Source organism: Streptomyces sp. NPDC096136, assembly GCF_044763325.1.
Classification (GTDB): Bacteria; Actinomycetota; Actinomycetes; order Streptomycetales; family Streptomycetaceae; genus Streptomyces.
In genome coordinates, this window is record NZ_JBIWFZ010000007.1 from 60,228 (window position 1) to 73,159 (window position 12,932).

10 protein-coding genes and 1 riboswitch are annotated in these 12,932 nt (G+C 73.9%); of the genes, 1 reads left to right on the top strand and 9 read right to left on the bottom strand.

Annotated features, from left to right (window positions below; all coding sequences use genetic code 11):
• Positions 1-193 precede the first annotated feature (193 nt).
• The 3 genes from ACIRBY_RS16930 to ACIRBY_RS16940 form a co-directional block, all read right to left on the bottom strand.
• Positions 194-1,405, bottom strand: a complete 1,212-nt coding sequence (locus tag ACIRBY_RS16930; protein WP_403901233.1) for an MBL fold metallo-hydrolase — start codon at positions 1,403-1,405, stop codon at positions 194-196.
• Between the two features lie 190 nt (positions 1,406-1,595).
• Entirely contained in the window at positions 1,596-2,381 is a 786-nt protein-coding gene (locus tag ACIRBY_RS16935; protein ID WP_403901235.1) for an SGNH/GDSL hydrolase family protein, read from the bottom strand.
• 164 nt (positions 2,382-2,545) lie between these two features.
• A complete protein-coding gene (locus tag ACIRBY_RS16940; protein WP_403901237.1) occupies positions 2,546-3,541 on the bottom strand; it encodes a peptidoglycan DD-metalloendopeptidase family protein in 996 nt (331 codons plus the stop codon).
• Positions 3,542-3,545: 4 nt separating this feature from the next.
• Positions 3,546-3,732, bottom strand: a riboswitch (cyclic di-AMP (ydaO/yuaA leader).
• 310 nt (positions 3,733-4,042) lie between these two features.
• Between ACIRBY_RS16940 and ACIRBY_RS16945 the strand changes: the two genes are divergently transcribed.
• The gene (locus tag ACIRBY_RS16945) at positions 4,043-4,861 is read left to right on the top strand and encodes a tyrosine-protein phosphatase (RefSeq protein WP_403901239.1); all 819 of its coding nucleotides are present in this window, start codon (positions 4,043-4,045) and stop codon (positions 4,859-4,861) included.
• Between the two features lie 51 nt (positions 4,862-4,912).
• Here the strand turns inward: ACIRBY_RS16945 and ACIRBY_RS16950 are convergent, their stop codons facing one another.
• The 6 genes from ACIRBY_RS16950 to hpnE all read right to left on the bottom strand — a co-directional run bounded on the left by ACIRBY_RS16950 (position 4,913) and on the right by hpnE (position 12,715).
• Positions 4,913-6,328 (bottom strand): aspartate aminotransferase family protein, encoded by a 1,416-nt coding sequence (locus ACIRBY_RS16950; RefSeq protein WP_403901241.1) that lies wholly within the window; start codon positions 6,326-6,328, stop codon positions 4,913-4,915.
• A complete protein-coding gene (hpnH, locus tag ACIRBY_RS16955) occupies positions 6,325-7,356 on the bottom strand; it encodes an adenosyl-hopene transferase HpnH (protein WP_403901242.1) in 1,032 nt (343 codons plus the stop codon). The genes ACIRBY_RS16950 and hpnH overlap by 4 nt, the downstream gene beginning before the upstream one ends.
• A gap of 5 nt (positions 7,357-7,361) precedes the next feature.
• On the bottom strand, positions 7,362-7,997 hold the full coding sequence (locus tag ACIRBY_RS16960; protein ID WP_403901244.1) for a 1-hydroxy-2-methyl-2-butenyl 4-diphosphate reductase: 636 nt from the start codon (positions 7,995-7,997) through the stop codon (positions 7,362-7,364).
• Positions 7,997-10,054, bottom strand: coding sequence for a squalene--hopene cyclase (gene shc, locus ACIRBY_RS16965; protein WP_403901246.1), 2,058 nt, complete (start codon positions 10,052-10,054; stop codon positions 7,997-7,999). The genes ACIRBY_RS16960 and shc overlap by 1 nt, the downstream gene beginning before the upstream one ends.
• Before the next feature lie 115 nt (positions 10,055-10,169).
• A complete protein-coding gene (locus ACIRBY_RS16970) occupies positions 10,170-11,270 on the bottom strand; it encodes a polyprenyl synthetase family protein (RefSeq protein WP_403901247.1) in 1,101 nt (366 codons plus the stop codon).
• 53 nt (positions 11,271-11,323) lie between these two features.
• Positions 11,324-12,715, bottom strand: a complete 1,392-nt coding sequence (gene hpnE, locus ACIRBY_RS16975) for a hydroxysqualene dehydroxylase HpnE (protein WP_403901248.1) — start codon at positions 12,713-12,715, stop codon at positions 11,324-11,326.
• Positions 12,716-12,932 lie beyond the last annotated feature (217 nt).

Consider the following 12,932-nt stretch of genomic DNA (forward strand, 5'->3'; position numbering starts at 1 on the left):
TCCGGTGTTGATCACCGGATACCCACGCTAGACCGCACGCTCCCGCGGCCGGTGCCCAGTTGGGGAACTTCGCGGGGCTGCTTCCCGCTCCCGATGGAGCGCTCGCACGACAGCCCGAATGCGCCGGGAGCGCGTACGCCCGTGCAGGTCGGGGCGTACGCGCTCCCGGATTCCGGGGGCCGCGGCCGCGCCCTCAGGAGCCCACGGCCTCCGGTTCGCCGAGTCCGGCCGAGGGCGCCGGGGCGGGCTCGCAGGCGCCCGTCGCGGCGGGGGCCGGGCCGGCGGCGGGGGCCGCGGCGCCCGCGACGAAGGGACGCCACCAGGCCTCGGCCGGGGCGTCGGCCGCGCCCGGCTCGAAGGGCTGGCCCGGGATCGGCAGCGCGACGGCCGCCCCGGCCGCCCCGGCGGCGGCCACGGTGCCCTCGCCGGGCTCGTCCCACGCGTGCGGGGCCAGGTTGAAGGTGCCCCAGTGGATCGGCAGCATGGTGCCGGCCGGAACGCCGCCCTGGAGGTCGAGGTGGGCCCGCATGCCCTCCTCGGGCGTCATGTGGATGTCGGGCCAGTACTCCGAGTAGGCGCCGATCTGGATCATCGTGGCGTCGAAGGGGCCGTGCTCGGCGCCGATCTCCCCGAATCCGGGGAAGTAGCCGGTGTCCCCGCTGTGGAAGATCCGGTGCTCCTCGCCGGCGACCACCCAGGAGGCCCACAGGGTGAACTGCTGGTTGCGCAGGCCGCGCCCGCAGAAGTGGCGGGCCGGGGTGGCCGTGAGCGAGAGGCCGGCGACCTCGGTGGACTCGTTCCAGTCCAGCTCGCGCAGGCGGCCCGCCGGCACGCCCCAGTGCTCCAGGTGCGCGCCGACGCCCAGCGGGACGGCGAAGACCGTGTCGGTGCCGGCCAGTGCCTTGATGGTGGGCAGGTCCAGGTGGTCGTAGTGGTCGTGGGAGATGACCACGACGTCGACCTCGCCGAGCGAGGCCAGCGGCACCGGTACGGGGTGCAGGCGCTTGGGTCCCGCGAAGGGGAAGGGGGAGCAGCGCTCGCCCCAGACGGGGTCGAAGAGGACCCGGCGGCCGTCGATCTCGGCGAGCACGCTGGAGTGACCCATCCAGGTCAGGCGCAGCCCGCCGACGGGGGGCTTGGCCAGCTCGGCCAGGGTGGTGGGGTAGACGGGGATCGGCGCGCCGGGGTTGCGCCGGATCCGCTGCTCCTTGTGGAAGTAGATCTTGGCGAACTCCAGCATCGAGCCGGAAGGCCTGGTCCGGGCCCCCACCGGGTTCTGGAAGACGCCGTCGGCGAAGTTCGGCGAGCGCAGGATGCGCTCCAGCCGCGCGCCGGACGGGTCCGCGCCGAAGGCTTCGGGCCGCAGGGCGCGCAGCCGGGGACGCAGGGGAAGGGAGCCGGTCAAGGCGCCTCCTGGGTAGTGCGGGCGGGGTGGGACGGGCGTAGCCCCGACCATCCCAACGCGCACCGGCTTCCCAGGATTCCGCCCGGCCCCGTCCCGGCGGCCCGCCCGGTCCGGCGGCGGGCCCCCGGAGGGGAACCCGCCGCCGGACCCGCCGCCGGGCCCGGCAGGGGTGCCGGCCCGGCCGGGCGGGCTACAGCGGGAGCAGGTCCGGGCGCTTGGCCTCGACGTTATCGCCGGAGGACTCCCCGCGCAGCCGGCGCCCGATCCAGGGCACGAGGTGCTCGCGGGCCCACTGGATGTTGTCCCGGGTGACGTCCACGGAGCCGCGCGGCGCGGCCGGCGGCCAGGGCTGGTCCGGGTCGGCCGGGACCTCGTAGCCGAGGACCTGCGCGGCGCGCAGCGCGACGCGGGTGTGGCCCTCGGGCGAGAGGTGGAGGCGGTCGCCGTCCCAGGCGCGGCGGTCCTGCACGGTCTTCAGCGACCAGAGGTCGAGCACCGGGCAGCCGTAGCGGTCGGCGATGGCGCGCACGTGGACGTTGTACGTCGCGATCTTGCCGCGCAGGTGCTTGAGGACCGGCACGCCCCGGGTGTCGAAGCCGGTGGTGATCATGACGAGGCCGACGGCACCGGTGAGGTCGGCCACGGCCGCCTCGAACCGGGCCGCCACGTCGTCGGGGTCGCTGCCGGGCCGGATGATGTCGTTGCCGCCCGCGCAGAAGGAGACGAGGTCGGGGGCCAGTTCCTTGGCCCGCGGAACCTGCTCCTCCACGATCTGGTCGAGTATTTTGCCCCGTACTGCCAGGTTCGCGTACCGGAAGTCGTGCTCGTCGCGCTGATCCGCCAGGAGCACGGCGAAGCGGTCCGCCCAGCCGAGATACGAATCCCCGGGTCCCGGGTCCCCCACGCCTTCGGTGAAGCTGTCCCCGATCGCCGCGTACGAGCCGATGGTCTTGAGTGTCGTCTTCGTCGCTGCCACGGGAACCCATCCTTCACCCCCGTCGCCAACCTACGCCAACGTAATGAGGGGTTGACGGACCGTGATCTATACCACGCGGGGGATAAGGAATAAGTACACACGGCGCCGGGACCCCTCCTCGGGTCCCGGCCCCGTGCGCGTGGGCAACTCCGCCGCGTGGGTCGTCAGATGGTGACGCCCTTGGAGCGGAGGTAGGCCAGCGGGTCGATGTCGGAGCCGTAGGACGGGCCCGTGCGGATCTCGAAGTGGAGGTGCGGACCGGTCACGTTGCCGGTGGCGCCGGAGAGCCCGATGGCCTGGCCGGCGGTGACGGTCTGCCCCGTCGAGACGTTCAGCTGGGAGAGGTGGCCGTACTGGGAGTACTTGCCGTCCGCGTGCCGGATGACGATCTCGTTGCCGTACGCGCCTCCCCAGCCTGCGGAAACCACGGTGCCCGCGCCGACGGCCCGGACGGTGGTGCCGGTGCTCGCGATGAAGTCGACGCCGGTGTGGTAGCCGGAGGACCACATGGCGCCGGGCGTGCGGTACTGGGTGGAGATGCCGCCGCTGACCGGGGCGACGAACCCGGCGGCGCTCGCGGGCGCGGACTGCGCGGCGGGCGCGGACTGCTTCATTCCGCGGGACGGGGCGGCGGAGCCCTCCGACCCGGCGGCGCCGGCGGCGCCTTCCGTGCCCGATCCGGCGGCGCCGGCGGCGGACGGAGCGGCGTCGGCCGCACCCTCGTCGGCCGCCGGAGCACCGCTGGAGGACTCCTCGGCCGGCGCCTCAGGTGCCTTCGCGGCGGGGGCCGCGCCCTGCCCGCCGAGGGTCAGGCGCAGGCCCGGGTGGATGAGGGAGGGGTCCTCGCCGACGGCCTCGCGGTTGTCGGCGTACAGCTGCTCCCAGCCGCCGGACATGCCGCGCTCGGCGGCGATGGCGGAGAGGCAGTCGCCCGGCACGACCGTGTAGACGGCGGGGGCGGCGGCGGGCACGGCCGCCCGGAACGCCGCCGGGGCCTGGGCGGGCGCCGCGGCCGGGGCGACGGCGGCCGGGGCGGCCGCGTGGGCGCCGGCGGCGCCCACGAGCGGCAGCGCGAGGGCCGCGCCGCCCGTCCCGGCGAAGGCGATCCCCCGGGATATGGAACGGGACTTCGGACGGCGGTGCTTACCCTTTCCGGGCATGGCGAATTCCTCTCCGGCGCCTGCGAGGTGAGCTGTCGGGTTCGGACTGGAGATGTCCGGCCGTACGGGCGGGTCCGCGGAAGCGGATCACCGGTACGGCTTCACCCCGAGCCGTACCGGAAGGGATCCGGGACGGCGGCCTGCGTGGTTCCCCCGCTCCTGCCGCGTGCGTGATTGGTCGGGTGCGGTTTCCGGGAGGCGGCAGGATGAGGCGGTCCACCCGGATCGCTCGCGAAGGTAATCCAGCGGGACGGCGGCCAACAAGCCGCTAATTCCCTGACGCAATAGCAGGTATGAGGGATCAACGGAATTCCGGTCACCCTGCGTCCATTCCGGACGCGCAACGGCCGCCCCGGCAAAGGAATTCCGATTTCGCGATCAGGCACGCTCGGTCACCGTATGATCTGGCTCACGGGCTTCGACCCGATCTCGCGTCCACCTACGGCAAGTTGGTCCCAACCAGAGCAATTCGGACACGCGGCACCACGCGGAGGAGAACACGTGACCCAGCAGATACCCCAGGACCTCCCGGCACGGAACGAGCACGCGCCCGAGATGACCGGAGTGCGCAATTTCCGCGATGTGGGCGGTTTGCCGACCACGGACGGACGGAGGGTCAGGTCGGGACGACTGTATCGAAGCGGACATCTGGCGCATGCCACCGAAACGGATGCAGAGTTCCTCGCCTCGCTCGGACTGCACACGGTCTTCGACTTCCGCAACCACGCCGACCGGGCCGCGGAGGGCCCGGACGTGGCGCTGCCGGGCGTGCGCAACGTCAACATCCCCCTCTCGGACCCGGCCGACGGCGGACAGTTCTGGAGGACGGTCCGCGAAGGGGGCCTGGACCGGCTCCGCGGCCTCCTGGGCGACGGCAGGGCGGCCGCCCGCATGGCGGAGTCGTACCGCGAGATGATCCGCGACCGCACCGCCGAGCACGGACGGGTGCTGCACGCGCTCGCCGAGGACAGCGTGCCGGCCCTGCTGCACTGCGCGGCGGGCAAGGACCGGGCGGGCCTGTCGATCGCCGTGACCCTGCTCGCCCTCGGGGTCGACCGCGAGGCGATCGTGGCGGACTACCTGGAGTCGAACGCCCCGCACAACCGCTACCGGCTGCGGCGCGCCGACGACACGCCCGAGACCCGCGACCCCGAGGTGACGGAGCTGCTGGCGCCGCTGTTCGACGCCCGCGCCGAGTACCTGGTGGCCGCCTACGAGACCATCGACACGCACTGGGGCGGGATCGAGCGCTACCTCGCCGAGGGCCTCGGGCTCGCCCCGGCGGCGCGGGAGCGGCTGCGGGACCGGCTGCTGGACTGACCCGCGCCCCGGCCCGGGCGCGGCGGGGACGCCGCCGCGCCCGGGCCGGCCCTAGCGGTCGGCCACGGCCTGCTTGACCAGGGTCCGGCCGAAGTCCCACATCAGCGAGCCGCCGCCGTGCGCCTCGTCCATGACCTCCCGGAAGGCCCCGACGAACCGGTCCACGTCCGCCTCGTCCACGATCAGCGGCGGAATGAGCTTGATGACCTCCAGGTGGTCCCCCGAGACCTGGGTCAGGATCCGGTGCCGGTTCAGCAGCGGGACCACGACCATCTGCGCGAACAGCCCCTTGCGGGCAGCCTGGAGCATCGTCCAGCGGCTGCGCAGCCCCAGCGAGGACGGCCGGCCGAACTCGATGCCGATCATCAGCCCGCGGCCGCGCACCTCGTGCAGCATCTCGTACCGGCCGACGAGCTCGGCCAGCCGTCCGCGCAGCAGGTCGCCCATGGCGCGCGCGTTGGCCACGACCCCCTCGTCCTCCATGACGTGGAGGACCGCCAGCCCCGCCGCCATCGCCTGGGCGTTGGAGCCGAAGCTCGCGGAGTGCACCAGCACCCGGTCCATGGACGAGTAGACGCGCCGGAAGATCCAGTCCTTGCCCAGGGTCGCGCCGACGGGCACGTAGCCGCCGGAGAGGGCCTTGGCCACGCACACCAGGTCCGGTTCCACGCCCGGTTCGTTCTGGTACGCGTAGAAGTCGCCGGTCCGGCCGAGGCCGGTCTGCACCTCGTCGGCGATCAGGAGCGCTTTGTACCGGTGCAGGAGCTCCTGGGCGGCCCGCAGGAACCCCGGCGGGGCGGCGTGCACCCCCTTGCCCTGGATCGGCTCGACGACGAAGGCGGCCACGTCGCCGCGGCGCAGCTCGCGCTCCAGGGCGCCCAGGTCCCCCAGCGCGATCCTCGTGTCCGGCAGCAGCGGGGCGAAACCGTCGCGGAAGCCGCCCTCCCCGTTGACCGACAGGGAGCCCGTGGTGAGCCCGTGGAAGGCGTGGTCGCAGTAGAGGATCCTGGGCCGGCCGGTGGCGTAGCGGGCGAACTTCAGGGCGGTCTCGACCGCCTCGGTGCCGCTGTTGCCGAAGAAGACCCGGTCCAGGTGGGGGCTGTGGGAGAGCAGCTTCTCCGCCAGCAGCCCGGGCAGCGGCTGGCAGTCGAAGCGGGTCAGGTCCGCGAGCTGCGCGTCCAGGACCTCGTGCAGGGCCCGGCGGACCACGGGGTGGTGGCGGCCCAGGCCCATCACCCCGAAGCCGGCGAGCATGTCGAGGTAGTCGTTGCCCTCGGCGTCCCAGAAGTGGGCGCCCTCGGCACGCACGTAGACCTTGTCGAAGCCGATGGTGCGCAGCATGCGGGGCAGCTGGTGGTTGAGGTGGCGGGCGTGCAGCTCGTAGCGCTCCCCGCCGCGCTCGGCCAGCAGGGCGGCGAGGTCGAAGCCCCCGCCCGCGCCCGCCGCTCCTGCCTGCGGCGCCGTCATGCCGACGCGTCCCTGTTACCGGCGACCGTCTCGCGGGCGGCGCGCAGGGACTCCTTGAGGGAGCCCATGGTGGCCAGGACGGCGGTGGGCTCGTAGCCGCAGTGCGCCATGCAGTTGGCGCAGCGCGGGTCCTTTCCGCGGCCGTACTTGCTCCAGTCGGTGTCGTTCACCAGTTCCCGGTACGTGGGCACGTATCCGTCGCTCATCAGATAGCAGGGGCGCTGCCAGCCGAAGAGCGAGTAATTCGGAATGGCCCAGGCCGTGCAGGGGAAATCCGCCTTGCCTTCCAGGAAGTCCAGGAAGAGCGGCGAGTGGTTGAGCCGCCAGCGCCGCCGGTTTCCGCCCGCGAAAGCCTTCTTGAACAGTTCGCGGGTCTGTTCGACGCCCAGGAAGTGCTCCTGGTCGGGGGCCTTCTCGTAGGCGTAGGCGGGCGAGATCATCATCTCGTCGACCTGGAGTTCGTCATTGAGGTAGTTCAGCACCTCGATGACGGTCTGCGGGGTGTCGGTGTTGAAGAAGGTGGAGTTGGTGGTCACCCGGAATCCGCGCCGCTTGGCCTCCTTGATGGCGGCGACGGCCTCGTCGAAGACCCCTTCCTTGGCCACGGACTCGTCGTGGCGTTCGCGCAGCCCGTCGATGTGCACGGCGAAGGCGAAGTAGGGGGACGGGGTGAACTTCTCGATCTTCTTGCGGAGCAGCAGGGCGTTGGTGCAGAGGAAGACGTACTTCCGCCGGGCCACCAGCTGCCGCACGATCTCGTCGATCTGGGGGTGCATCAGGGGCTCGCCGCCCGCGATGGACACCATGGGCGCACCGGACTCCAGGACGGCGCCCACCGCCTGGGCCACGGGCATGCGCTGCTTGAGCACCCCGGCCGGGTGCTGGATCTTCCCGCACCCCTCGCAGGCCAGGTTGCAGGCGTAGAGCGGCTCCAGCTCGACGATCAGCGGGAACTTATCGCGCTTGCGGAGCTTCTGTTCGAGAAGATAGGTCCCGACCCTGATGGACTGTCGCAGCGGCATGGCCATCTGGTTCACCTCCTGGGAAGCAGCAACGAACGGTGCCAGTCATGGAAAGCGGGTAGTACGGAACGCAATACACGGAAGGCAGATATTCCACCGCGTACCGTGCCGATACGGACGAGCTCGTGCTCCGGAGCGTCCACGATCACCCGGACGGCGGCAACCGGGCGGCCCGCCCGGGAGGCGGTCCACAGGGTGGCCGCGGACTCCATGTCGACCGCGACGGCGCCGGCGGCGCGCAGCCGGTCGCGCTCCTGGCCGCGGACGACGTGGTCGGATCCGGTCAGCGTGCCGGTGTGCACGGTCCGCCCGGGGGCGGCGCGGGCCAGCGCCTCGGCGAGCACGGCGGCGCCGGTGCAGGCGACCGCCCCCCGGGGGTCGCGGGTCTCCTGGGCGACCACGAGGTCCCCGGGGTTCATGCCGGGGACCAGGCCGGCGCAGAAGCCGGTGGCCAGGACGGCGGCCCGTTCCATCCCGGGGCGCTCCAGCGCCCGGGCCACGGCCCGGTCGGCGGCGCGCGGCCCCATGCCGGTGCGCAGCACCGCCGCGCCGCCGGCCCGGCCCGCGCCCCCGAGGGCCGCCCGCTCGATGCGCAGGGCGCAGGCGATCAGCAGCGGGGTGGCGGGCGGGGCCGCCCGGGCGGGCATCAGGCCTCCTCGGCCGGGACCCGGGCGGCGGCCGGGGGCCGGCCGGTGCGCCGGGCGGCGGCCTGGCCGAACGGCTCCCCGTACAGGTACCGGCCCAGGGCGGTGAGGGGGAACACCTGGCGGTAGAGGTGGTAGTTGATGGAGAAGTCCCAGGGGAAGCCGGTGCCGGTGAAGTACGGCTCGTCCCAGGTGCCGTCGGCGCGCTGGGTCCCCACCAGGTGGACGAGCCCCCGCCGGACGGCCTCGCCCTCCCGCTCCCCCGCCGCGAGCAGGGCCATCAGCGCCCACGCGGTCTGGGAGGCGGTGGAGGCGCCCTTCCCGGCCCAGGAGCGGTCCTGGTAGGAGCGCTGGTCCTCGCCCCAGCCGCCGTCCTCGTTCTGCACGGACTCCAGCCAGCCGACGGCCCGGCGGACGGCGGGGTGGCCGGGGTCGATCCCGGCGGCGGTGAGGGCGGGGACCACGGACCCGGTCCCGTAGACGTAGTTGGTGCCCCAGCGGCCGAACCAGCTGCCGTCCTCCTCCTGTTCGGCCAGCAGCCAGGCGATGCCGCGCCGGGTGCGCGGGTCGGCGGCCTTGCCCTCCGCGGCGAGCATCTCCACCACGTGGGCGGTGACGTCGGCCGAGGGCGGGTCGATGACCTCCCCGAAGTCGCAGAAGGGCAGCCGGTTGGGCAGGGTGCTGGTGTTGTCGGCGTCGAAGGCGGCCCAGGCGCCGTCCTTGGACTGCATGCCGAGGGTCCAGGAGGTGCCGCGCGCCACGGCCGCCTCGACCTTCGCCGGCTCGGGGTGGTGGATGCGGCGCAGGGCGAGGACGACCTCGGCCGTGTCGTCGACGTCGGGGTAGGTGTCGTTGTGGAACTCGAAGGCCCAGCCGCCGGGGGCAAGCCCGGGGCGGCGCACGGCCCAGTCCCCGCTGCGCCGGATCTCCTCGCCGAGCATCCAGTCGGCGGCCTTCACCAGCGCCGGGTGGTCGGGGCGCACGCCCGCGTCGGCCAGGGCGATGGCGGCGAGGCAGGTGTCCCAGACCGGGGACTGGCAGGCCTCGACCATGCGGGCGCCGTCCTCGCGCCACACGGCGAAGCGGTCGAGGGACTCCAGCCCGGCCCGCATCACGGGGTGGCCGAGGTCGTAGCCGAGCAGGTGCAGGGCGATGACGGAGTACACGGCGGGCGGCTGGATCCCGCCCCAGCAGCCGTCGTTCTCCTGCCGTTCGACGATCCACCGGCCGGCCGCGTCCATGGCCGCCCTGCGCAGCCGGCGCGGGGCGACGCGCCGGTAGAGGTGCAGGACCTTGTCCATCCGCTGGAAGGCCCCGTCCCAACTGGTCATCGGGGCGAGCGGTTTGGCCGGGTACGGGTTGCGGGCGTCGGTGTGCAGCTCGTCGAGGAGGAAGGGGGCCGGGCGGACGGGCCGCAGCGCGGAGACGACGGTCAGCGGGACGATCGTCTGGCGGGCCCAGCAGCCGAAGTCGTAGATGTTCAGCGGCACCCAGGGCGGCAGGAAGACCAGCTCGGGCGGGAGTTCGGGCAGGTGGTCCCAGCTCCACCAGCCGAAGAGGGCCAGCCAGATCCGGGTGAAGACCCGGGCGGAGGCGATGCCGCCCCGCTCGCGGATCCAGGCGGAGGCACGGGCCATGTGCGGGGCGTCCGGCGGGTCCCCGGCCAGCCGCAGCGCCACGTACGCCTCGATGGTGGCGGAGAGTTCGGGCGGTCCTCCGTGGAAGGTGGCCCAGGTGCCGTCGGCCTGCTGCTCGCCGCGGATGAAGAGGGCGGCGGCCCGGGTCACCGCCTCGTCGCCGATGCCCAGGAACTGGCGCAGCAGCAGGTCCTCGGCGTCCATGGTGACGTTGGTCTGGAGGTCGCCCTTCCACCATCCGGCCGGGTCCTGGCGGTCCAGCAGCTCGCGGACGGCGCGGTCGACGGCCTCCTGGACCCCCGGGTGCAGGCCGGTGTCGCCGCCGGACGGGCCGGCGGCCGCGACGGCCGGGGCCGCCGCGCTGTCGTGTCGCGGATCCGCGCCGCCGGTGATCGCACCGCCGCCGTCGGTCGTCGCTGTCATGGCTTCCCCTTCGTACAGTGCTTCGGCTGTTCCCGGGTCTGCCGTCGGCCGGGGCCTCCCTCAGGAAGGCTCCCCGGCCGGCGACTCGCGATTCATATCCACTTTCGGGCGGAGATCACCTCTTGCGCACGACGACGAAGTCGGCGAGGGCGACGAGCTGCTCCCGCACCCGCTGGGGCATGTCCACGTCGTCGAGCGCCCGGACGGCGATCGCGTGCTGGCGGCGCGCCTCGTCGGCGGTCCACTGGCGGCCGCCGGCGGCCTCGATGAGGGCGGCGCGGTGGGCGAACTCCTCCTCGGAGAAGTTCTCGAAGTCGTTGCTCTTGGCATCGGCCGCGAGCAGTCGGCCCAGCTCCTCACATGCGGGTCCGCCCGCGGCGAGGGCGGCCACGACGGGGAGGGACTTCTTGCGCTGGCGCAGGTCGCTCCAGGTCTGCTTGCCGGTGGACTCGGGGTCGCCCCAGATGCCGAGGAGGTCGTCGACGGCCTGGAAGGCGAGGCCGAGGTGGTAGCCGTACTCCTCCAGCTTGTCGGCCGTCCGGTCGTCCGCGCCGCCGAGCACGGCGCCGATGGAGACCGCGCACGCGAGCAGGGCTCCGGTCTTGTTCCCTTCCATCTCCAGGCATTCCTGAACGCTGACGCGCTCGCGGTGCTCGTAGGAGATGTCCTGGGCCTGGCCGTCGATGAGCTTGCGGCTCGCGGTGGTCAGCCGGCGGGTGGCGCGGCCGGCCTCGACGGTGCCGAGCTCCAGCAGCACCTCGTTGGCGAGGGCGAAGAGGGCGTCGCCGACGAGGATGGCGAGCGCGGGGCCGTGGACCTTCCACACGGTGTCGCGGTGGCGGCGCTGCTCGTCGCCGTCCATCAGGTCGTCGTGCAGCAGCGAGAAGTTGTGCACGAGTTCGACGGCCACGGCGCCGGGGATGCCGACCTCGGCGGCGGCTCCGGCCGCCTCGGCGGAGAGCAGCGCGAGGGCGGGGCGCACGGCCTTGCCGCCGTCGCCGTCCGCCGGGTTGCCCTCGGCGTCGATCCAGCCGAAGTGGTAGGCGGCGACGGTGTCCATGGGCGCCGCGAGCCGGTCCACGGCCGCGCGGAGCACGGGGGTCGACAGCGTGCGGCCGCGTTCGAGGAGGGCGAGGGTGTCGGCCTTCTCCGTTCCCCCTGCGGCCGTGCCCGCGGCGGCATCCGTGTTCTCGACAGCCGGGTTCCCCGGGTTCACTGGCTCTCCTCTGGTTCCTGTACGTGCTGTGCTGGTGGTGCTCGTGGTGGTCGTCATACCGCCTCCTGCAGAGGATGTTCGCGGGGGCGGCCGAGCGCGGCGAGCGCGGCGTGTGCCGCGCCGAGGCCGCTGCGGACGGCGCTCTCCATGGTCGCGGGCCAGCCGGTGGCGGTCCACGCACCGGCGAGATAGAGCCCCGGCGTGTCGGTCCGGGGGCCGGGGCGCAGCCGGCCGACGCCGGGGGCGGGGGCGAAGGTGGCGGTGCGCTCGCGGGTGACGAAGAAGTCCCGCACCTTCGCGCCCCGGGCGGCCGGCAGCAGTCGTTCCAGTTCCGGCAGGTACTTGGCGCGCAGGACGGAGACGGGCTCGTCGATGTCGTCCTGGGCGGCGGACTGGGACACGGCCAGGTACTGGCCGCCGTCGGTGAGTCCGGAGGAGTCGCTGCGGTCGAAGACCCACTGGACGGGGGTGCCGAGGGCGGCGAAGAAGGGCTGCCGGAGCACCTTGCGGTCGTAGACCACGTGGACGTTGAGGATGGGGGCGGTGCCGATGTCGAGCAGCTTGTCGGGGTCGGCGAGCGCGCCGGGGGGCAGCAGTCCGTGGGCCTCGCGCTGCGGGACGGCGAGTACGACGGTGCCCGCGTCGAGGGACTCGCCGTCGGTGTCGACCCGCCAGTTCCCCTCGCCGCTGCGGGAGACGGCGGTGACGCGGGTGCGCAGCCGGGTGCGGACCCCGGCGGAGTCGAGGGCCTTGCGGGCGAGGGTGTCGTGGAGTTCGCCGAGGGGGACGCGGGCCCAGCCGATGTCGGCGGCGCCGTTCTCGGAGAGCAGGCCGGTCTTGAACACCATGGCGGCCAGGCCCAGGGAGCAGTTGCGGGCGGTGGCGTTGAGGGTGGCGATGCCGACGAGGTCCCACAGGGCGGCGACGGTGCGCGGGGACTGGCCGTAGCGCGCGAGCCAGGTCGCGAAGTCGAGGCCGTCGAGCGCCGGGTCGGCGGGGTCGAGGCGGCGCAGCGCGAGGGCGGCGCGGCCGACGGCCGCGCGCTCCGCGAGGGAGAGGTGCGGGTAGCGGGCCAGCGAGGCGGCGAGGTGCAGGGGGACGGGCAGGGCGCTGCGGCGCAGCCGGCCCAGCCGGGGTCCGGCGGGGTGGGCGACGTCGAGGACGGGGACGTCGAGCCGGTCCTGGAGCGGGGCGAGGGCGGCGCCGTCGACGCGGTCGAGGAACCACCGGTAGGCGGTGCAGCAGCGCAGGTAGACGTGCTGGCCGTTGTCGACGGTCAGGTCGCCGCGCTTGAAGGAGAACGCGAGGCCGCCGAGGCGGGGGCGCCCTTCGAGGAGGGTGACCCGCAGTCCGGCGTCGGCGAGTTCGAGGGCGGCGGTGACTCCGGCGAGGCCGCCTCCGATGACGACGGCGCGGTCGTCGCCGCCGCTTCCGCTGCCGCTCATGACGCCTCCGGGGTCGTGCGCGGGCCCGCCGGGCCCGGGTGTGTCGTCGTACGGGTCCGGCCCGCCGGGCCGGAGGGTGCCGCGCGGCCCGCACGGTCGGACGCCGACCCGCCCCGGGTGGTTGCCCGCACGCGGGTGCGGTCCTCGCGGCCGGCGGCGGCCGCCGGACGGTACACCGTCGCGCCGCGGGAGCCGGCCGGGCCGGGGGACGCCCCGT